This window comes from Pedobacter sp. N23S346, from assembly GCF_048515415.1.
Taxonomy (GTDB): Bacteria; Bacteroidota; Bacteroidia; order Sphingobacteriales; family Sphingobacteriaceae; genus Pedobacter.
Genome location: NZ_JBLYEE010000008.1, coordinates 78,733 through 98,040, shown reverse-complemented (window position 1 = coordinate 98,040; position 19,308 = coordinate 78,733). Strand labels below are relative to the sequence as shown.

Below are 19,308 nucleotides of genomic sequence, written 5' to 3'. Positions count from 1 at the left end.
AAGAATAATTAAATCCCTAATCCCTTTTTCCACCCCTGAATTTATTAAGCAACTCACGTTTAAATCCTTCCTGGGCTCTGTAAAACTTACCAACCACTTTAATGGGTAACTTTGATTTAAATCTATTATAATATTTTTTATCCAGATTAAGATCTCGTTGTTTAAAATCAAACTCACTTGTGATTAAACTCTGAACCTGGGTATCAGTTAAGTTATCAATCTCAGTTGTTTTTCTATAAGAGATCATTTTTTGCATGCGTTCTTTGCGTAATGCATTTTGTTCGCTTTGCATATCATTATAAATCGGCCAGAAAACTTTAGCCTCTTCAGGAGAAAGCGCTAATTTTTGGGTAAAGAAGGCAATTTTTAGAGATTCTATTTCTTCATTTTTAGGCTTTTGAGCCAATAGTGTTATAGGCAATAGAAAGATTAATGAAGCGAAAAGTAAATTTTTCATTTTAAGTTGATTTTTTACAGGATGTAAAGACAAGATGAATACTATAATTATTAATCATCAGGTTTTTATAAATTGTTTAACTCATGAGATAAATCACTCGAAGAGAAATTACTCAAAAGATAGTTTTCCATTTCTGTATCTGACGCAGAAGTATTATTTACTGTAGTAGTGTTTTGTGTTTCTAAATGTTCTATAATAGTACTTTCATCAATATCATATAGGAGCTGTTCATTCGCCAGTTCTGCAGTTTGAGTCTGCGCTGCTGGAATGTTAGGTGAACTATTCTGATAAAAATAAGCACCAAAAGATGCAATCAAAACAAAACACGCTGCACTGGCATATTTAACGATGTTTCTTCTCCAGAGTGGAATAATTTTAGCAACATTTTTAGGATGCTCAGCCGCAATTTTGTTCGTGATTTTATCCTGCAAAGTATCAAAGTAATTTACCGGAACGGCGAAAGTATTTTCTGCTTTTGGAAGTGTTGCTAAAAGAATATTGGTTTCAATACGTTCCGATAGGTTCTCAAAATAGTCTTGCGGAACTTTAAAACCGCCCTCATTTATTTTTTTGTTCAGCCCGCTTATAAAAGTGGCTGATTTTACGTGCGCCTCAACACTATCGAAATATCCATTTGGAACCATAAAAGGGTTGCGCTTTTGCATTGCTGCCAGGGCAGGAGCATCCTTTGTCCAATCGTTATTTTCTATATTCTCATTCATCACAGTTATATGATACAATTAATGTGAAAAGGTTTAATAGTCTATTTCATCATTTGTGATAAAAGCTTCAATTTTTTTTGCGGCAATATGGAATGATGCTTTTAACGCACCAACTGAAGTTCCAAGAATCTGCGAAATCTCTTCATATTTCAAGTCATCAAAATATTTCATATTGAAGATTAACCGTTGCTTTTCAGGCAGTGTAAGAATAGCCTTTTGCAGTTTTAACTCCAGTTTATCGCCATTAAAATAAGAGGAAGCCACAAGATTTTCAGCCAATTCTGACGATACTTCATCCAGAGAAGTATTGTTCTTTAGCTTTTGCTTGTTCAGAAAAGTGATAGATTCGTTCGTTGCAATTCGGTAAATCCAGGTGTAAAGTTGTGAGTCGTTTCTGAATTTATCCAGATTTTTCCAAACCTTAACGAAAACTTCCTGCAAGAGGTCATCACAATCATCATGGTTGAGCACCATTCGCCTGATATGCCAGTAGATTTTCTGCTGATATTTTTTTAAAAGCAAATTGAAAGCTTCATTGCGGGTTTTCTCGACAGCGAACAGGGCGAGAATTTCAGAATCTTCAACTTGTTTCATTTATTGCTACAGGGACTTGGAATATATAGTGGAGAATAGCGAGTAGATAGTAGGGAATAGAAAATGGACTATAAATAACAGATGTATCTATTTCCCATTTCCTATTTTCCTCTACCAATTACAATTTTTATTACGCTTTTTTTCTGCCGATTACTTTCTGCACCGCTTCAACAATGTTTACCGCATCTAAGCCGTATTTAGACATCAATTGATCTGGTGTTCCGCTTTCGCCAAAAGTATCATTAGTTGCTACGAATTCTTGTGGTGTAGGCAATTCGGTAGTTAATAAACGGGCAACACTTTCGCCTAAACCGCCGAACTTGTTATGCTCTTCGCAAGTTACTACGCAGCCTGTTTTTTTAACAGATTTCAGAATTGCTTCTTCATCCAAAGGTTTAATGGTGTGAATATTGATAATTTCAGCATCGATACCCAATTCAGCCAATTGTTCGCCAGCTTCGATTGCTTTCCAAACCATATGGCCGGTTGCAATAATCGTTACATCAGTTCCTTCGTTAACCATCCATGCTTTACCAATTTCAAATTTTTGATCAGGATCTGTAAATACAGGAATTACCGGGCGACCGAAACGCAGGTAAACAGGACCTTCATATTCTGCAATGGCCATGGTTGCAGCTTTGGTTTGGTTATAATCACAAGGATTAATCACCACCATACCTGGCAACATTTTCATTAAACCTAAATCTTCCAAGATCTGGTGTGTTGCACCATCTTCACCCAAAGTTAAACCCGCGTGTGAAGCGCAGATCTTAACGTTTTTGTTAGAATAAGCTACCGACTGGCGGATTTGATCGTACACGCGACCTGTAGAAAAGTTAGCAAATGTTCCGGTAAATGGAATTTTACCACCAATAGTCATACCTGCTGCAATTCCAATCATATTGGCTTCTGCAATACCAACTTGTGTAAAACGCTCCGGAAAATCTTTGATAAAAGCATCCATTTTAAGCGATCCAACTAAGTCGGCGCATAAAGCAACCACATTTTCGTTTTTCTTTCCTGCCTCATGTAAGCCAGCTCCAAATCCCGAACGTGTATCTTTTTTCTCTGTATATGTGTATTTTTTCACGAGCTTATTATTTTATATTTAAAGGTGTTCAAGCTTGCTTAGCAGGTTTGCATACCCCAAACCCCTAAAGGGGCTTTATTTGTTATTAAAATTAAATGGTTATATTCCCTATTCAGGGTAAGACGTATAAATCTATTTTCTTACATCCTGCTGTTATTCCCCCTTTAGGGGGCTAGGGGGTTAGTAATCCCCTAAAGTTTCTGGTAATTGTGCTAATGCTGAAGCCAATTGCTCATCATTTGGCGCTGTACCATGCCATTTGTGGCTTCCTACCATATAATCTACACCAGCACCCATTTGCGTGCTCATTAAGTTTAAGATTGGTTTGCCTTTTCCTGTTAAGGTTTTAGCATAATGTAAACCTTCAACAATGGCTTGCATATCATTACCATCGGTATTAATTACATGCCATCCGAAAGCTTCGAATTTAGCCTGTAAATCATCCAATGCCAATACTTTGCTGGTAGGTCCGTCAATTTGTTGTCCGTTATAATCAACAGAAGCAATTAAATGGTCAACTTTGTTAAATGGAGCAAACATGGCTGCCTCCCAGTTCTGGCCTTCCTGTAATTCTCCATCGCCCATTAAAACGAAGATATGAGAGTTATCGCCATTTAGTTTCTTAGCTAAAGCTGCACCAATAGAAACAGATAATCCCTGACCCAATGAACCAGATGCAATACGGATTCCTGGTAAATGCTCGTGTGTAGTTGGGTGACCTTGTAATCTAGAATCTAACTTACGGAAAGTTGCCAATTCACTTTTATCGAAATAACCAGCATGTGCCAATGTGCTATACCAAACCGGAGAAATGTGCCCGTTTGATAAGAAAAATAAATCTTCTCCGGCACCTTCCATGGTGAAGTCTGTTTTGTGGTTCAATACTTCAAAATATAAGGCTGTAAAAAAATCTGCACATCCAAGCGAAGCGCCTGGGTGACCAGATTGACATCCGTGAACCATTCTTACGATATCTCGTCTAACTTGCGAGGCAATATCTTCTAGCTCTTTAATTGTATGTTTCATTAAATACGAGGTTGTTGTTATATAGCAAAGTTAATATTTTACTTGCCATATCATAATTAGTTATTGATTAAATCGAGTACTTGTTGTGTTGCATTTTTAGTGTCAACTTTCTTTATAATGTGAGCAATTTTTCCATCTGCATTAATGATGAAAGTAGTACGGACTGTACCCATATATTTCTTTCCGTACATGTTTTTTTCGGCCCAAACGCCATAGTCATTTACAATTTTCTGATCAGTATCGGCCAGTAAGGTAAAGGGCAAACTATGCTTGGTTATAAATTTCTGGTGAGATTTTTCATCATCAACACTTACACCCAAAACCACAATATCCTTCGCCTGTAAACCTTGATAATTATCCCTGAAATCGCAAGCTTCTGCTGTGCAACCCGGGGTATCATCCTTCGGATAAAAATATAAAACTACGGTTTTGCCCTTAAAATCATTTAAGGATACTTCGTTGCCGTTTTGATCTTTAGATGTAATTGCAGGTGCCTGATCACCTTCTGTTAACGCTACCATATATTAAAATGATTGATTTTAAATCTTTGTTTTTGCAAGTTAAACAGTTTAAGTTATTATCGTGTTTATCTCCAATTAAAATATGACTTTGATTTGTTTTAGCGAACTTTTATGACAAAACATCAATTTTATCTTGAAAATGAGATGTTATAATGCCTTGTGTTTTCTTTCAAATCAGTTACTACCAATTCAAAGTTGTGCTTTCCGGCTGATGTTCGTTCATCGAAACTGTGCCAAAGGGTAGCTGTTTTAGTATCGAATTCCATTAATACCCATTTACCATCAATATAGCCATTAAAGCTTTTTATTCCGGATAAGTTATCACTGATTCTAAAGGTCATTTTTGATAAGCCTGCCATACTTTTGCCATTTGAAATATTAACGGGCGTTATTCTAGGTGCAATGGTATCAGTAGCAATATAAAAAGTGCCGAAACTTTTCGGCGTAGCTTTAACATAACCATTTTCATAAACGCCACCTTGCGATGATCCTCCGGTACTGACGATTAAAGCCTTACTTCTTAAGTTTTCTGGAAGCGCATCTGCCTTAATCCATAAATTAAAACCAACATGTAACGGTGTGTATCGGTTGTGGATCTGGTGCATGGCAGAATACGAGTTGCCCGCTGGTTGCGGCAGTTTCTTATAAATGAAATTCAAATCATTATATAAGGTACCCTGGGGGAAGATAACTTTGATGTCTTCATTATTAAATTCGTTCACCTTTCCATAAGGATAAATGGTTCCCGAGGGAATTGTTGCCAATAAAACAGGCGCTGTTCCAGCGTTTACGGTGAAGGGTAAAACAGCAGAATTTCCTTTAGCATCAGTGATGATGTAGCGAAGCTGATGTACTGCGCCATCGTTAAAATTGATTTTACCGCTATTAATTAAGCCACTGTAAATCTTTAAGGGGTTGCCCGGATCTACAAAGCTTTTTTGAATACTTCTTTTTGTATTGAGGTAGGTTGGATAATCAATATGAGCATTAATCGCCTTGCTGTTTTCGAAGGCAAAACGTTCCAGAGCAGAGGTATAGATCATTTTACCATCTAATTCTAATTGAATGGAGTAAACGCCATTGGTGCCTGATAAACCATTATGACGATCGGTTACAACAATTCCGAAACCAACTTCTCCTGTTAAACTGACTGGTGCTGTAGTTTTGTAATTTCCACTTGCGCCAGTAATACCAATAGCCTGTTTTGGCGTAAATTCATTAAAGGTTTTTCCATTCAAGCGGTAAACATATAAGCCATGAATAATCGGCGGAATATTGTCTGGAATGTTAATGCCGAAAAACTGCGGATTAATCGTTTCTTCGGTTTTGGTATCTCTGATTTCGAAGTGTAAATGCGGTCCGCCAGAGCTGCCGCGGTTGCCAGACCAGGCAATTATCTCACCTTTGCGAACTGGAATTAAAGTTGCATCAGGAAATTCATCAATCTCGAAGGTTTTTTTTTCGTATTCTAAGTTCTTTACAATGGTTGCAATTTTTGGCGAAAAGCGTTGTAAATGTCCATAAACAGTAGTGAATCCGTTGGGATGATTGATGTAAAGTGCTTGTCCGAAACCACTGTTCTGAACCCGCAACCTGGAGATATAGCCATCTGCAACTGCATAAACGGGATAACCTTCGCGTTGATTGGTTCTGAAATCTATCCCCGAGTGGAAGTGATTGCCACGAATTTCGCCAAACGATCCTGCAAGGGCAGGAGGAGTGATATCCAGCGGCTGCCTGAAATCTGTAATCGGATACTTGTTCGTGCTAAAAATCTGTTGCGCCTGAACGAAGTAAGCTGTAATGGAAAAACAAATGAAGAGAGAGATTTTAAATAGGTACAGGATCGGTTTTTTAATCATTCGTTATTTAATATCAAAATTTAAAAGTTGTTTGCCTTTTAACCAGGCTTCTAATTTGTCTCCCTGATTTACGCGACCGACACCAGCCGGTGTACCCGTAAAAATTAAGTCGCCTTTTTTTAATGTGATGTATTGGGAAACGAAGCTGATAATTTTTTCGAAAGAGAACAGCAGATCTTTAGTATTGCCTTTTTGACGCAGTTCGTTATTAATCTTTAGCTCAAAATCTAATTGATATAAGTCTTCGAAATCGCTTTTAGGTAAAAATAAACTTATCGGTGCAGAACTATCAAATCCTTTGGCAAGCTCCCAGGGCAAACCTTTTTCTTTATGTTTAGTCTGGATATCGCGAGCGGTGAAGTCGATGCCAAGTCCGATCTCGTCATAATAGTTTGCAGCAAACTTTTCAGCAATATGCTTTCCTTCTTTGCAAACTTTTAAAACAACTTCTAGTTCATAATGAATATCATCCGAAAAATCAGGAAGGTAGAATGGTTTGTTATCTTTCAATAATGCCGTATCAGGCTTCATAAAGATTACAGGCGAGGTTGGTACGGGATTATTTAACTCTTTTGCGTGTTCAGCATAATTTCTGCCTATTGCTATAATTTTCATTTTTTAGTTTCTAAGTAAACGAAAGTATGAAGATCGCTCATACCTTTCCAAAAATAGAAAAGAAAATGATTTTATAAAACTGAGATCCGCTTTACCTGACTTTCTGAACCTGCCAATACGCGTAAAAAGTAAATGCCGGCATTTAAGCGGCTGGGAATGGTGAAGCTTTTAGTTTGCTCCCCTGCATTTAAGCGTTCGTTTGAAAGTGTTACCACCTCGTTACCAAGTAAATCTATAATTTTAATTGTGGTTTGAGTGCCATCTTTAGCAATTGACAAAATAATATTCAACTGATCTTCGACTGGATTTGGATAAATTTTTAAGATGGTAAGTAATCTCTCTTTGCTTGCGGCAATGGTTGGAGTTTTGGTTACCGTAGAATAAGTGTGAAACATTCCTGAATATCCAAGCGTGCCAAACATAGGTTTGTAGGGTTGAATATTTGCTTTAATCTCTGGAACTTTGATTGTTTTTTTTGTCCTATTCTTCAAGCTAATATGAACACTATCAGCTTCTTGCGACCAGGAATTTAAACTACATAACAAAACAATGCACAATGCGCATAATGATTTTGTGAGTAGCATTATCCTAGTATAGAGTTTCATCAAATTGGTAAAGCAAATGTATTAATTTTAAACAAAGAAATTAAACATTTTGTTTAAAAGCCATAATTTAACACAATTTAACAATAATAATTGTTTTTCATAGTGTTAAAAATACACAATAATTTGGTTGTTAATTTGTTATACATAGTTTACTTTTGCCGCACTAAAAAAACATAAAGTGTCAAATCATAAAAATGTTAATGCATTAACCGCCGGTGGGGTACTAATTAGTTTAGGAATCGTGTTTGGAGATATTGGTACGTCGCCACTCTACACACTGAATGCGATTTTCAAAATTATTTTAGGTGTAAAGAATGGTTTAATTACCAATCCCGGCGCCATAACACCCGATGTTGTTTTAGGAGTACTATCCTGTATTATATGGACACTGACACTCCAAACTACCATTAAATATGTGATCATCACATTAAGGGCCGACAATAAAGGTGAGGGTGGGATTTTTTCACTGTTCTCATTGGTTAGAAAGAAAGCCAAATGGCTGGTTGTACCGGCTATTATTGGAGGGTGTGCGCTTCTGGCAGACGGTATCATTACCCCTAGTATTACGGTAACTTCGGCAATTGAAGGGCTAACCAGTAAGTTTGATGTTCCGGTTATTCCCATTGTATTAACTATTTTAACCATGCTGTTTATTATACAGCAGTTTGGAACCAACCTCGTAGGGAAACTTTTTGGTCCGGTGATGTTTGTTTGGTTTGGTATTCTGGGCGTGCTTGGAGTCTTGTTTATTATAAAGGATTTAAGTATTCTAAGGGCATTAAATCCATATTATGCCATTCACTTATTGGTAACCAATCATAATGCATTTTACATTCTTGGTGGTGTATTTCTTTGTACTACCGGTGCTGAAGCCTTATATTCAGACTTGGGTCATTGCGGAAGAAATAACATTCGCATCAGCTGGATTTTTGTAAAACTGACGCTAATCCTGAATTATTTAGGGCAGGGTGTTTGGATTCTTCAAAACTCTGGTAACTTTTTACCGGGTGCCAAAATGAATCCGTTCTTTATGATCGTTCCAGACCAGTTCCAAATCGGAATGGTTATCCTGGCCACAATGGCTGCGATTATTGCATCACAAGCGTTGATTAGTGGTTCATTCACCTTAATCTCTGAAGCCGTAAGGTTAAATCTTTGGCCAAAAATCAGAATCGTTTACCCAACGGTTTTTAAAGGCCAGTTATATGTACCATCGATTAACTGGATGCTTTGGATTGGTTGCTGCGGTATCGTATTGTTGTTTAAAGAATCGGAAAGAATGGATGCGGCTTATGGTCTATCAATTACGATAGCCATGTTAATGACCACTATCTTGGTGAGTTTCTACCTGCGTAGCCGAAGATTCCCTAAATATTCTATCCTAATTTTCTTTGTAACTTATATCATCATTGAAGGAACATTTTTAGTGAGTAACTTAACCAAATTTGTTCATGGTGGTTGGGTTACGGTATTAATTGGTTCGGTACTTTTCACCATTATGTGGAGCTGGTTTGTGGCCAGGAAGATTAAAAACCGTTTCGTTAAATATGTAGAAATCGAAGACTATTATCAGATTTTAAGTGAGTTGAGTAGTGATGAATCTGTGCCAAAATATTCATCGCAACTGGTTTATTTAACCAGTGCGAACTTTAAAACGGAGATAGAATCGAAGATTATCTATTCCATTATACAAAAAGAGCCAAAACGTGCTGATGTATACTGGCTGGTTCACGTAGATGTGATGGATGAGCCTTATACATTGGATTATAAAGTTGAATTCTTAATCCCTGGAAAATTAATCAGAATAGATTTTAGGTTAGGTTTCAGAGTAGAGCAGCGAGTTAATTTACTTTACCGTAAAGTGGTTGAGGAATTAGTTAAAAATGGTGAAATAGACATTACCAGCCAATATACATCGTTAAATAAACATAAAATTGCAGGAGATTTCAGGTTCGTATTGTTGGAAAAACACCTATCAAAATTCACAAAACTGAGTTTCTACGAGCGCCAGATTATGGATTACTATTTCATTCTGAAAAAATTGAGTTTATCTGAAGAACGAAGTTTTGGTTTGGATAGCAGCTATGTGGATGTGGAAAAGGTGCCATTAATTTTTGTGACACCAGATGATATAGAACTTAACAGATTGGCCGTGTAATGCTTAGAAACCTATTAATTGTATTTGCTATCCTCTTGTTTATTGCAGGGCCAGCAGCAAAAATAAATGGTTTGGCACATAGTGAATATTACCTTATTCTTTCGGGAATAGGGTTAATTATACTGACTATTTTTGTGTTTAAGAAGCGATAGAATACATTATTTTTGATGAAAATTAGAGGATAATGTTTTCGGTTGGTGAGATACTAACCGAAACTAAATCCGAGCATGATGTGATCAATTAAGAAGATACTAACTGATAGAGGGAATGGTCTTAGCCTCCCTGCAAGGCCAAATCACTGTTTCTTCGTTCTGCTTTTGGACCGGCATGGTCAATTTTTCGGGATGGCAATGACCAAGCCCAACCACTAACTTCCACAGAAAGATTGCGAGCCGGCACTTTTGTTTTTTTTGGTGCCAAAAGAAAATAAGCCCGTCCGGCCAGGACAAGAAAAAATTGAATATCTTTAACTTCATTGTGATAAAACCGGCATAGTGTTTTCAAATAGAAGGACACCACGCCGCTTTCTATCGGTCGTGTGTTCCCACCGACCGAAACTATAAATTAAACTTCTGGATTAGCCAGCTTACTGTGTCTGTAGCCATAGGCGAAGTAAACCACCAAGCCGATAACCAACCAGATTCCAAAACCTATCCAATTCGAAATTCCGAGTTCGCACATCATGTATAAACAGCTGATTAAACCTAAAACCGGAATCAAGGAAAGGTTTTTCGTCACGCAGTAGTAGGAGATCACCACGCAGATAATGAGGAAAATCCACATTGGTATTTTGTGTTTAAATAAACTCCAGCCACTTTCGTATTTCTTTTCAACCGAAACTTTTGAGGTCGAGATAAATTGTTCATAACGATCGCCTGGTAAAGCACTCAGGTAGGATTCTGCATCTACTTTATCGGCGAGCATAATTTGCGGTGTAGCATTTTTAACAATCTCTTCTTTAACTATTTTAAGCTCATCGCCGTTTAATGAAGTAACAAAGTTTACCGTAGTCACTATTCTTGGAGAATTAAAAAAGAACGCTTTTGTTTCTTTTTCATATTGCGTAAAGGCAAATGCCAATGCCGCAATAAACGCGATTGGTACAATGAATTTACTGTTTACATACGGGATTTTAAATTTACCACGTTGAACATCCGGACGATTCTGTAGTACCAATACGCCTGCACAAACCAGTACAAAGGCGAACAAAGTGCCGATGGAACAAAGGTCGGTTACAATAGTTAAATTCATGAAGAGCGAAGGAATCGCCACTACGAAACCTACTACAATCGTAGCGAATGATGGAGTCTTATATTTTGGGTGAATTTTTGAAAATGATTTTGGCAATAAACCGTCTCTGCTCATGCTCATCCAGATGCGGGGCTGTCCCATTTGAAAAACCAATAATACACTTGCCATAGCGAAAACAGCACTCACCGCAATAATTCCACTCATTAACTTTAAATCAATCTGATCAAAAACAAATGCCAGCGGATCACCTACGGCCAAAGTATCAGATTTTACAATTCCGGTTAAAACTAAAGCAATGGCTACATATAAAACCGTACAAATTATAATCGCCCACATCATTCCACGGGGCAAATCGCGTTGAGGGTTTTTGCATTCTTCTGCTGTAGTAGAAATGGCATCGAAACCAATATAAGCAAAGAACACAGCTGAAACACCTTTAAGCACGCCCGATACACCATTCGGAGCAAATGGGTCCCAGTTTTTGGTGTCTACATAAAAGATACCTACCGCTAAAACCAATAGAATAACGGCTAGTTTAACCACCACCATAGCGTTGCTGGCATTTCTGCTTTCTTTCATCCCACGGTAAATTAACCAGGTAATTAAGATGATAATACTCAGCGCAGGGATATCGGCTACCACATGAAAACCTCCAATTTGTGGTGCAGTAAGCCAGGCATTATTTGCCAGAGCAGTGGCCGAATCAAGTGCGTTAAGGCTTTTGCCAGCCGCGAGCAAGGCTTCTGCATGTTTATTTCCATTATAAGCACTTAAATAATCCATGGTGGCCCAATCCGGAACGTGAATTCCGTTGATGCCAAGAAAGGGGATTTTTATGGTGGAGAGTAAGCCTGTAAAGTAATCAGACCAGGAAATGGCTACGGTGATGTTCCCGATGGAATATTCCATAATGAGCGACCAGCCAATAATCCAGGCCACTAATTCGCCAAAGGCAACATAGGAGTAAGTATATGCACTTCCCGAAACCGGAACCATTGATGCGAACTCAGCATAAGCAAAAGCCGCAAAACTACAAGCTACAGCAGTAAATATAAACAGGAAAATTACTGCTGGTCCGCCATCTGCACTTGCTTTACCAATGGTGCTGAAAATTCCGGCACCGATAATTGCAGCAATCCCAAAGGCAGTTAAATCGCGTACACCAAGTGTTTTGTGAAGTGTATTTTCATGATCTCCATAGCCGCCTGCTGCATCTTTTAATATCTTTGAAATAGATTTCTTCCTGAATAGCTTTTCGAACATCTTAGTTTGCTTGTAGTATTCCTCAAACTTAAAAAAATATCAGTTAAAAACGTTTAAAGCAACATATAAAATTCGAATCGTGGTTGTTTTGCCTGTGCCAAAGTTCAAAATTAATGCATTATTGGTAAAGTGTAAAAATTTGTAATTGTTTGAAAAGCATTAACCTTTATTTGATTTGCATAATTTATCCATGTTCTAAAATGATACTTTTGTCAGCTTAAATGAATCAAGCCAATTTTTATAAATGAAAATTGTTTGATTATAATACTTATTCTAATGCAAACGATTTCAAACAATATCAACCATATTAAAGAAAAAAATCAAAAAATAGCGACGATTTTAGCCTTCGCTTTGATTCCATTATCAGGCTTCGCCACAGATATTTATATCCCTTCATTACCCACAATGGCTGGTGAAATGAATGTCAGCAGCATTCAGGTTCAACTCACCCTGAGCATTTTCCTCATCAGTTATGGTATTTCTCAGTTATTTATCGGAAGTATCTTAGACAGTTTTGGAAGATACAAAATAGGCCTTTATGCGCTGTTGATTTTTGCTGCTGCAAGTCTTGTCATCGCGACTACCCATAATATTTATCTGATTTATTTAATGCGGGTAATTCATGGCTTAACAGTGGGTGGCATTGTGGTAGCAAAACGTGCTTATTTCGTCGATTTATTTGAAGGCGATCAATTGAAGCACTATTTAAGTTTGTTCTCAATTATCTGGTCAACCGGACCAATTATTGCGCCATTTGTTGGTGGCTATTTGCAAAAGGCTTTCGGTTGGGAGTCAAACTTCTATTTTCTTGCCGGTTTCGCACTTGTTTTTGCCTTGCTCGAATTTCTCTTTAGTGGCGAAACATTGAAAAATTTTACCGATTTCCAACTGAAAAAAATTGCGAATATCTATCTCACCATGATTAAGACCACGAGCTTTACATTGGGAATAGTAATGTTGGGGCTGGCTTACTGCATGGTAATGGTTTACAACATGACCGGGCCATTTATTATTGAACACGAACTGAAATTCTCTCCGGTAATAGCAGGTTACAGTTCTCTTGTTTTGGGTTTCGCCTGGATGGTAGGTGGGTTCATTGGCAAAGCGACGATTAACCGTCCGTTTTTTAACCGGCTTGCCATTAACTCCGCCTTGCAACTGGTATTTGTGATCCTGATGATTGCAAGCCTGAACTTCATCAGCAACTTATATTCATTAATTTTCTTCGCCTTTATTATTCATATCGGTGCGGGCTATACCTTCAATAACTACTTTACATTCTGTTTGAGCAAATTTCCGAAGAACGCAGGTATTGCAGGTGGCTTAACCGGAGGAATTACTTATGTAATTGTTTCGTTTCTGAGTTATGGAATTGTAAATCTCTTCCCTGCAAAAGATGAGCGCAATTTGAGTTATAGCTATTTAATGATGATTTTACTTTCTGTTTTGGTGATGTTTTTAATTATGAAAACAAGGAAGAAAGACGAAGTAGCTGCTTAATTGTAATAATGGTTAAGTCAATTCTTCATTGAAATAAAATAAGATTAATTATTAATTCTACCTGCTTCATCGCTAAGGCCAGTATTTCTCTCGCGTGTAGCTTTAACAGCAGAACTTCCAAAAATATAATTTACACTCAATCGAAAGATTCTGGTTTCCTGCTTTTGGATCAGGTTATAATCTAAGTTTGATAATGCACTGCTAATTGAGGCTTTCCGACTATTTAGTACATCATTTAGTGCAAATTTAAGATTTAACCTTTTATCCATTAAGGTCTTCTTTATCCCAAAATCAATTCCATAATAAGGTTTAATGGCGTATGTTCCATAAATCTGTGCAGAAATGAAATCACCAGAAAGTTCTGCAGATAATGTCGGGTTCAGGTTAAAATTTTGAATGCTATTTATAGAAAAGGTCACTTTTTTCCGATTATAAGCCAATCCTGCTAAGCTTGCAGATTTCGTTTGGTTGTAATTGCTGGTAATGGTATGATCCATACTCCAGAATTTGGAAATTGTAATCGGATAGCCAACGGTTAAATTGTAAGATGAGCGTTTATCCAGATTTTGGACTGTCTGATACAAGGTTTTTTTCTTGTTATCCGGAAGAAATACATCCATAATTAAATGATCAGTAATGCTGTAACCCAGCGTGATATTTAACGTTTTGTTATGGTTGTAAGAAAACTCAAAAGCATGGGTATATTGGGGGTTTAGAAAAGGATTCCCTTGCGCAAAAGTATATAAGTCTACAAAAGAAACAAATGGATTCAGCGATTTATAATCCGGGCGATCGATTCTCCGGCTATAGGAAAATCCAAGCGCATTAATCTCAGATAACTTTTGGTTGATACCAACACTTGGAAAAAAATCCAGGTAATTCCGTTTAACTATTTTCTGCTCGCTGATGGAATTGCCTTTCGAGTTGGTTTGCTCGGCACGTAAGCCAACTTCAATTGTGGTATATTTAAAATCATGTTTAAAAGTTGCATAGGCTGCATTGATATTTTCCTCATAAATAAAACGATTACTTCTGCCTGGATTATTCTGCCATTGAGACGCGGCAAAATTTTCAAACCTGAAATCATTATCTGTACTCACCCAACTGCTCTTTAAGCCTAAATCTAGTTTAGTTTTGAGATTTAAAGACAATGAATAATCAACTTTTGCAGCTTTAATTTTTACTGATGATGGGGTTAAATTTCTGAAGGTTAATGGAAGTATATATGGATGACTATTAACCGTTGAGAAATAATTGTTGTACACGGTATTTTCTTCACTTCGATAGTGTGCATAGTCTAAATCTGCAGAAAATTCTTGCCCAAGTGTATCGATAATGGATTTGTAATTCAGGTTATAAGTCTGGTTTCTGTATTTATTTGAAGCGGGATTATCGGCAATGATGCTCGAATCAATTTTTGTAAAGCTGGTACCAATATTTGTAATGCCATTTGAACTGTCGTGCCCATTGTTGAAATAGCCAGTGGCCAGCAGTCCTATTGTGTTTTTATCATTTAGGAAATAGTCGACCCCGGCTTTGTAATTATGGTTATGTGTGGATCGAATTTGTGAATTATCCTGATAAAAGAAGGTATTGGATATTCCGTCATTTGCAATTCTCTTGATATTTAAGCTTTCAGGGGCTTTGTTGTTATTATTACTTAAGCTACCGAAAATATTAAAATTTTCATTTCTATGTTTCAACGAAATACCGAGATTGGTTTTTAGCTGTTTTCCATAACCCATGCCTCCATCCAGATTTCCATTAGTACCGAAGCTGGTATTTTTCCTTAAACTGATGTCTATTATTCCAGCATTACCTGCAGCATCATATTTCGACGATGGGTTAGTGATTAACATGATGGCCTTTATCTCGCTTCCGTTTAATGATTTTAATAACGTTGCCAGTTGCTCATTAGAAAGGAAGGTTGATTTTCCTTCAATTAAAATATTAACACCAGATTTCCATGAACACTGATTGTTCCTTCCTGATTTACAGAAACGCCTGGCATTTTTGCTAAAATTTCCAATGCATTGTTTCCTGTTGAAACCAAACTATTTTCAATATTCATCACAATTCTATCGTTAAATCTTTCAATAACTGGCTTTTTAGTGGCAATGGTTACGCTGCCTAAGTTGTTTTCTGAAGCTTTAAGTACAAAATCATTAACCACATTTTTTAAGCTATCGCTGATTTGAATTGATGATTTTAACAGAATATAACCTAATGCGCTGATTTCGATATCATATTTGCCACTCATCAGGTGATCGAAATAGAATTTTCCATTCTCATTTGTTGAAACGACTTTAACAGATGATGAATCATTAGCGGTAGATATTTTTACTGAGGCGGTAACAGGTTTGTGGAGTTCATTCAAAATCGTACCCGAAATACTTCCTGGTTTATTTTGCGCCTTGGCAGCTGAAATTTGAAATATAAAAATACAGATGGAGAGCCTTAAAATAGGTTTCATAATTAAAACGTTGAGCAGTGATTAGTTAGTAACCTTTGGAGGATACAAGGGCAAAACTAATCTATCAGCGCACTCAAAGTTTCTTTTTAACAGTGTTTAACGCTAATTAACAATTTTTTACATAATATAGTTCAGTAGTCATTTGTTCATTGGTCTTGTCCAAAGTTTAAGGTTTGGTGCAATGACGATCGCTATAGTTAAATCCATTCGATCGGTTATGCTGAGCGGAATCAAAGAGTATTTAAAGTTTCTGTGTTCTCTGCGTTTCCGTGGCAAAAAATTACGGGGTCTTAGCGTCCGCTAAGACTAGATATTTTTCATAGACCTCTCCATTTCGCTGCGTTTCAGTCGAGATGACGAACGTTTTATAAACAAAAAAGTCGTAGCAAAATGCCACGACCTTTGTTATGTAAAACGAGGGGAAAAGCCTTCAGCTCTCCACCTTCATACCTTATCCCAATTTCTCAAATTCTTCCTTAACAAACTGCGCCAATTCTTTTACATAATCCGCACTGAAATCAAATTTAATTCCAGCTGTTTCGTAAATTTCATTAATCGGTTTAGTGTAGCCCAAAGAAAGTGCAGCCAGATACTGATCTAAAGCTTTGCCTGGGTTTTCCTTATAATTTTTCCAAACGGCAATGGCACCCAGTTGTGCAATGGCATATTCGATATAATAAAAAGGAACTTCAAACAAATGCAATTGTTTTTGCCAGCCGTTTCCAAATTGCTGTTCAAGGTCATCCCAGTTGGCGAAACCTGCACCGAAACGATTGAAGATTTGCTTAAAGGTTTCTTCGCGATCTGCTGCAGTGTGGTCTGGATTGGTATAAATCCAATGTTGAAACTGATCGATAACTGCCACCCAAGGCAATGTTTTTAACACATCAGCCAGTTGTTCCCTTTTCGCACGAATCAAATCTTCCTCATTATCAAAGTAAACATCCCAGTTATCCATCGAGATCAGCTCCATACTCATAGAGGCCAGTTCTGCAACTTCTGATGGACAATGTTTAAAGTCGTTAAGCTCCAGGTTTGCGGTTAAAAAAGTATGAATGGCATGTCCACCTTCGTGAACCATTGTGGTTAAATCTCGAAGCGAGTTTGCAGAATTCATGAAAATGAATGGTGCGCCTGTTTCTGCCAAAGGATAGTTATATCCACCTGGTGCCTTACCTTTTCTGCTTTCCACATCAAACAGGTTATTAGCCTTCATGCTTGCTAGTTTAACACCCAATTTTTCATCAATAGCATTAAAACAAGCAATACTTTTATCAATTAACTCATCACCATTGTTGAATGGTTTTAAAGCAGGTTTTCCACTCACGCTCACTTCCAGGTCCCAGGGTTTTAAAACATCCAGGCCTAAAGCTTCACGGCGTTTTTCTGCTTGTTCCTTTAAAATAGGTACGATTTCTTTTTCAATCGCATTGGCAAAATCATAACAATCCTGGGGCGTATAATCAAAACGACCAAGTGCCTGGAACATGTAATCACGATAGTTTTCAAAGCCAGCGTTTAAAGCTACTTTATTTCGCAATTGAATCAGTTCATCAAACAGGATATTTAAATCATCCTTATCAATCAGGCGACGTTGCTGAATAGTTTTCCAGGCGTTTTCGCGAACCTCACGGTTTAAATCTTTAATAAAAATAGATGCTTGTTCGAGCGTATATTCCTGGCCATTAATTTCCACACTCATTGCGCCGGTAATGCCCTGATATTTTTGTTGCTTTACCTGTAATAAGGTAAATAACTCGATGTTTTCTTCGCGGTAAATTTCTAAAGCTTTTTTAATCGCCCTGCTGTAAACAAAGAATTTTTCTTTATCCAGATCATCCATAAAAGGACTTTCCACAAATTTTTTGTTCAATTCATTTGATAGTGGAGAGATCTTCGGTTCAATTTCTTCAGCAAAGTATTGGAAGTTTTTAACCAACTCCTCATTTGCCGTATCGCAGCTCATTTTGATATATCGCCATGCAAAATCTTCTTCTAGCGCAGCTTCCAGTTCAGAACGGTCTTTCAGCCATTGCTCCAATTCTTCAACACTGTTAATTCCCCTGTTTTGTAATTCAGTAAAAAGTGGTTCAAGGCTTTCCCAGGTAATGGCTAAATCCTGCGGAATATATGTTCTTGGTTTTTTGGTAATAATCATCTTATGTTAATTATTGAATTTTGAATGAGTGATTGATAGAATAATTTAAATCATATTTTATAGCATTCCTTCATTCAAAACTCACTCATTCTATCATTTATTATTATTTGGTTCTTATATAGGCGTCAATTAAAAAGCAAATAGCAAAAACTACAGAAGCATACCCATTTAAGGTTTGGAATGCCCTGTTTACTTTACTAATATCATTTGGTTTTACCAGCAAGTGTTGATAAACCAACATCGAACAGAAAAATACAATTCCTACATAATAAACCCAGCTAAACTCAGTAAAGAATACGGGTAGAATAACGCAGGCTGCCGAAAGTACATGCAGCAAAACCGATACGTTCAATGCATTTTTGATGCCAAGTGCAGATGGAATGGAATGTAATTTTTCTTCACGGTCGAAATCTTCATCCTGTAAAGCGTAAATAATGTCGAATCCACTTACCCAAAAAAGTACTGTAAATGAATATAAAACAGGTACTAAAGCAAAGTGACCAGTTACAGCAATATAAGCGCCGATAGGAGCGAGGGCAAGGCCAAGACCAAGTACAAGGTGGCAAAGCGCAGTAAACCTTTTGGTGTAACTATAGAATAACACTACAAACAGCGCAACAGGTGACAAGTAAAAGCAAAGCGGATTAATGAAATAAGTGGTAACCGCAAATAGCAAACAATTGGCGATAACGAAAATAAGTGCTTCGCTTGCAGAAACTTTCCCTGCAGGAATATCACGCATTTTTGTGCGTGGGTTTTTAGCATCGATGTTTCGATCCAGGTACCGGTTAAATGCCATTGCAGAATTGCGTGCAAACACCATGCAGAGCAGTACCAAGATGAGTTTATACCAGGAAAATGGATTTTCAGTAGTGGTTACGCCCAGAAAAAAGCCGATCATGGCAAAGGGCAATGCAAAAACCGAGTGAGCGAATAATACGAGTGAAAAGTATTTTTTCATTTTTTAAAGATGATGGTCAATGGCTCGTGGCTTGGTTGGGATATAAACCATT

General features: G+C 37.3%; 17 protein-coding genes. 2 read left to right on the top strand and 15 right to left on the bottom strand.

The window, feature by feature from the left end; all coding sequences use genetic code 11:
* Positions 1-16 precede the first annotated feature (16 nt).
* The 9 genes from ACN1CD_RS15150 to ACN1CD_RS15110 all read right to left on the bottom strand — a co-directional run bounded on the left by ACN1CD_RS15150 (position 17) and on the right by ACN1CD_RS15110 (position 7,309).
* A complete protein-coding gene (locus tag ACN1CD_RS15150; RefSeq protein WP_419131228.1) occupies positions 17-457 on the bottom strand; it encodes a hypothetical protein in 441 nt (146 codons plus the stop codon).
* Positions 458-522: 65 nt separating this feature from the next.
* Entirely contained in the window at positions 523-1,179 is a 657-nt protein-coding gene (locus ACN1CD_RS15145; protein WP_419131227.1) for a hypothetical protein, read from the bottom strand.
* 33 nt (positions 1,180-1,212) lie between these two features.
* The gene (locus ACN1CD_RS15140; RefSeq protein ID WP_419131226.1) at positions 1,213-1,773 is read right to left on the bottom strand and encodes an RNA polymerase sigma factor; all 561 of its coding nucleotides are present in this window, start codon (positions 1,771-1,773) and stop codon (positions 1,213-1,215) included.
* A 130-nt stretch (positions 1,774-1,903) separates the two neighbouring features.
* The gene (locus tag ACN1CD_RS15135; RefSeq protein ID WP_419131225.1) at positions 1,904-2,863 is read right to left on the bottom strand and encodes a transketolase family protein; all 960 of its coding nucleotides are present in this window, start codon (positions 2,861-2,863) and stop codon (positions 1,904-1,906) included.
* Between the two features lie 180 nt (positions 2,864-3,043).
* The gene (locus ACN1CD_RS15130) at positions 3,044-3,889 is read right to left on the bottom strand and encodes a transketolase (protein WP_419131224.1); all 846 of its coding nucleotides are present in this window, start codon (positions 3,887-3,889) and stop codon (positions 3,044-3,046) included.
* A 56-nt stretch (positions 3,890-3,945) separates the two neighbouring features.
* The gene (gene bcp, locus ACN1CD_RS15125; protein ID WP_419131222.1) at positions 3,946-4,410 is read right to left on the bottom strand and encodes a thioredoxin-dependent thiol peroxidase; all 465 of its coding nucleotides are present in this window, start codon (positions 4,408-4,410) and stop codon (positions 3,946-3,948) included.
* Between the two features lie 128 nt (positions 4,411-4,538).
* Positions 4,539-6,272: a M23 family metallopeptidase gene (locus ACN1CD_RS15120; protein WP_419131221.1), complete on the bottom strand. Its 1,734-nt coding sequence runs from the start codon at positions 6,270-6,272 to the stop codon at positions 4,539-4,541.
* A 3-nt stretch (positions 6,273-6,275) separates the two neighbouring features.
* On the bottom strand, positions 6,276-6,887 hold the full coding sequence (locus ACN1CD_RS15115; protein ID WP_419131220.1) for a fumarylacetoacetate hydrolase family protein: 612 nt from the start codon (positions 6,885-6,887) through the stop codon (positions 6,276-6,278).
* 71 nt (positions 6,888-6,958) lie between these two features.
* Positions 6,959-7,309, bottom strand: a complete 351-nt coding sequence (locus ACN1CD_RS15110) for a T9SS type A sorting domain-containing protein (RefSeq protein WP_419131219.1) — start codon at positions 7,307-7,309, stop codon at positions 6,959-6,961.
* A gap of 361 nt (positions 7,310-7,670) precedes the next feature.
* Between ACN1CD_RS15110 and ACN1CD_RS15105 the strand changes: the two genes are divergently transcribed.
* A complete protein-coding gene (locus ACN1CD_RS15105; RefSeq protein ID WP_419131218.1) occupies positions 7,671-9,650 on the top strand; it encodes a KUP/HAK/KT family potassium transporter in 1,980 nt (659 codons plus the stop codon).
* A gap of 273 nt (positions 9,651-9,923) precedes the next feature.
* Here the strand turns inward: ACN1CD_RS15105 and ACN1CD_RS15100 are convergent, their stop codons facing one another.
* Together ACN1CD_RS15100 and ACN1CD_RS15095 are read right to left on the bottom strand one after the other, a co-directional pair.
* The gene (locus tag ACN1CD_RS15100) at positions 9,924-10,154 is read right to left on the bottom strand and encodes a hypothetical protein (protein WP_419131217.1); all 231 of its coding nucleotides are present in this window, start codon (positions 10,152-10,154) and stop codon (positions 9,924-9,926) included.
* Between the two features lie 60 nt (positions 10,155-10,214).
* Positions 10,215-12,164 carry an amino acid permease gene (locus ACN1CD_RS15095; protein WP_419131216.1) on the bottom strand — a complete coding sequence of 650 codons (1,950 nt, stop codon included), beginning with the start codon at positions 12,162-12,164 and terminating at the stop codon, positions 10,215-10,217.
* Positions 12,165-12,440: 276 nt separating this feature from the next.
* On the opposite strand from ACN1CD_RS15095, the gene ACN1CD_RS15090 reads away from it, so the two are divergent.
* Positions 12,441-13,664: an MFS transporter gene (locus ACN1CD_RS15090; protein WP_419131215.1), complete on the top strand. Its 1,224-nt coding sequence runs from the start codon at positions 12,441-12,443 to the stop codon at positions 13,662-13,664.
* Positions 13,665-13,708: 44 nt separating this feature from the next.
* On the opposite strand, the gene ACN1CD_RS15085 is transcribed toward ACN1CD_RS15090, so the two are convergent.
* The 4 genes from ACN1CD_RS15085 to ACN1CD_RS15070 form a co-directional block, all read right to left on the bottom strand.
* Positions 13,709-15,523, bottom strand: a complete 1,815-nt coding sequence (locus tag ACN1CD_RS15085; protein WP_419131214.1) for an outer membrane beta-barrel family protein — start codon at positions 15,521-15,523, stop codon at positions 13,709-13,711.
* Positions 15,524-15,606: 83 nt separating this feature from the next.
* Complete coding sequence (locus ACN1CD_RS15080) at positions 15,607-16,137, bottom strand: carboxypeptidase regulatory-like domain-containing protein (protein ID WP_419131213.1); 531 nt, start codon at positions 16,135-16,137, stop codon at positions 15,607-15,609.
* A gap of 451 nt (positions 16,138-16,588) precedes the next feature.
* The gene (locus tag ACN1CD_RS15075) at positions 16,589-18,295 is read right to left on the bottom strand and encodes a M3 family oligoendopeptidase (protein ID WP_419131212.1); all 1,707 of its coding nucleotides are present in this window, start codon (positions 18,293-18,295) and stop codon (positions 16,589-16,591) included.
* Positions 18,296-18,398: 103 nt separating this feature from the next.
* Positions 18,399-19,256, bottom strand: coding sequence for a UbiA-like polyprenyltransferase (locus ACN1CD_RS15070; protein WP_419131211.1), 858 nt, complete (start codon positions 19,254-19,256; stop codon positions 18,399-18,401).
* Positions 19,257-19,308: the final 52 nt, after the last annotated feature.

Coding starts and splice junctions, on each gene's coding strand:
- ACN1CD_RS15150 (WP_419131228.1), bottom strand. CDS start 457: ATGAAAAATTTACTTTTCGCTTCATTAATCTTTCTATTGCCTATAACA.
- ACN1CD_RS15145 (WP_419131227.1), bottom strand. CDS start 1,179: ATGAATGAGAATATAGAAAATAACGATTGGACAAAGGATGCTCCTGCC.
- ACN1CD_RS15140 (WP_419131226.1), bottom strand. CDS start 1,773: ATGAAACAAGTTGAAGATTCTGAAATTCTCGCCCTGTTCGCTGTCGAG.
- ACN1CD_RS15130 (WP_419131224.1), bottom strand. CDS start 3,889: ATGAAACATACAATTAAAGAGCTAGAAGATATTGCCTCGCAAGTTAGA.
- bcp (WP_419131222.1), bottom strand. CDS start 4,410: ATGGTAGCGTTAACAGAAGGTGATCAGGCACCTGCAATTACATCTAAA.
- ACN1CD_RS15120 (WP_419131221.1), bottom strand. CDS start 6,272: ATGATTAAAAAACCGATCCTGTACCTATTTAAAATCTCTCTCTTCATT.
- ACN1CD_RS15115 (WP_419131220.1), bottom strand. CDS start 6,887: ATGAAAATTATAGCAATAGGCAGAAATTATGCTGAACACGCAAAAGAG.
- ACN1CD_RS15110 (WP_419131219.1), bottom strand. CDS start 7,309: ATGTTTGGCACGCTTGGATATTCAGGAATGTTTCACACTTATTCTACG.
- ACN1CD_RS15095 (WP_419131216.1), bottom strand. CDS start 12,164: ATGTTCGAAAAGCTATTCAGGAAGAAATCTATTTCAAAGATATTAAAA.
- ACN1CD_RS15090 (WP_419131215.1), top strand. CDS start 12,441: ATGCAAACGATTTCAAACAATATCAACCATATTAAAGAAAAAAATCAA.
- ACN1CD_RS15085 (WP_419131214.1), bottom strand. CDS start 15,523: ATGTTAATCACTAACCCATCGTCGAAATATGATGCTGCAGGTAATGCT.
- ACN1CD_RS15080 (WP_419131213.1), bottom strand. CDS start 16,137: ATGAAACCTATTTTAAGGCTCTCCATCTGTATTTTTATATTTCAAATT.
- ACN1CD_RS15075 (WP_419131212.1), bottom strand. CDS start 18,295: ATGATTATTACCAAAAAACCAAGAACATATATTCCGCAGGATTTAGCC.
- ACN1CD_RS15070 (WP_419131211.1), bottom strand. CDS start 19,256: ATGAAAAAATACTTTTCACTCGTATTATTCGCTCACTCGGTTTTTGCA.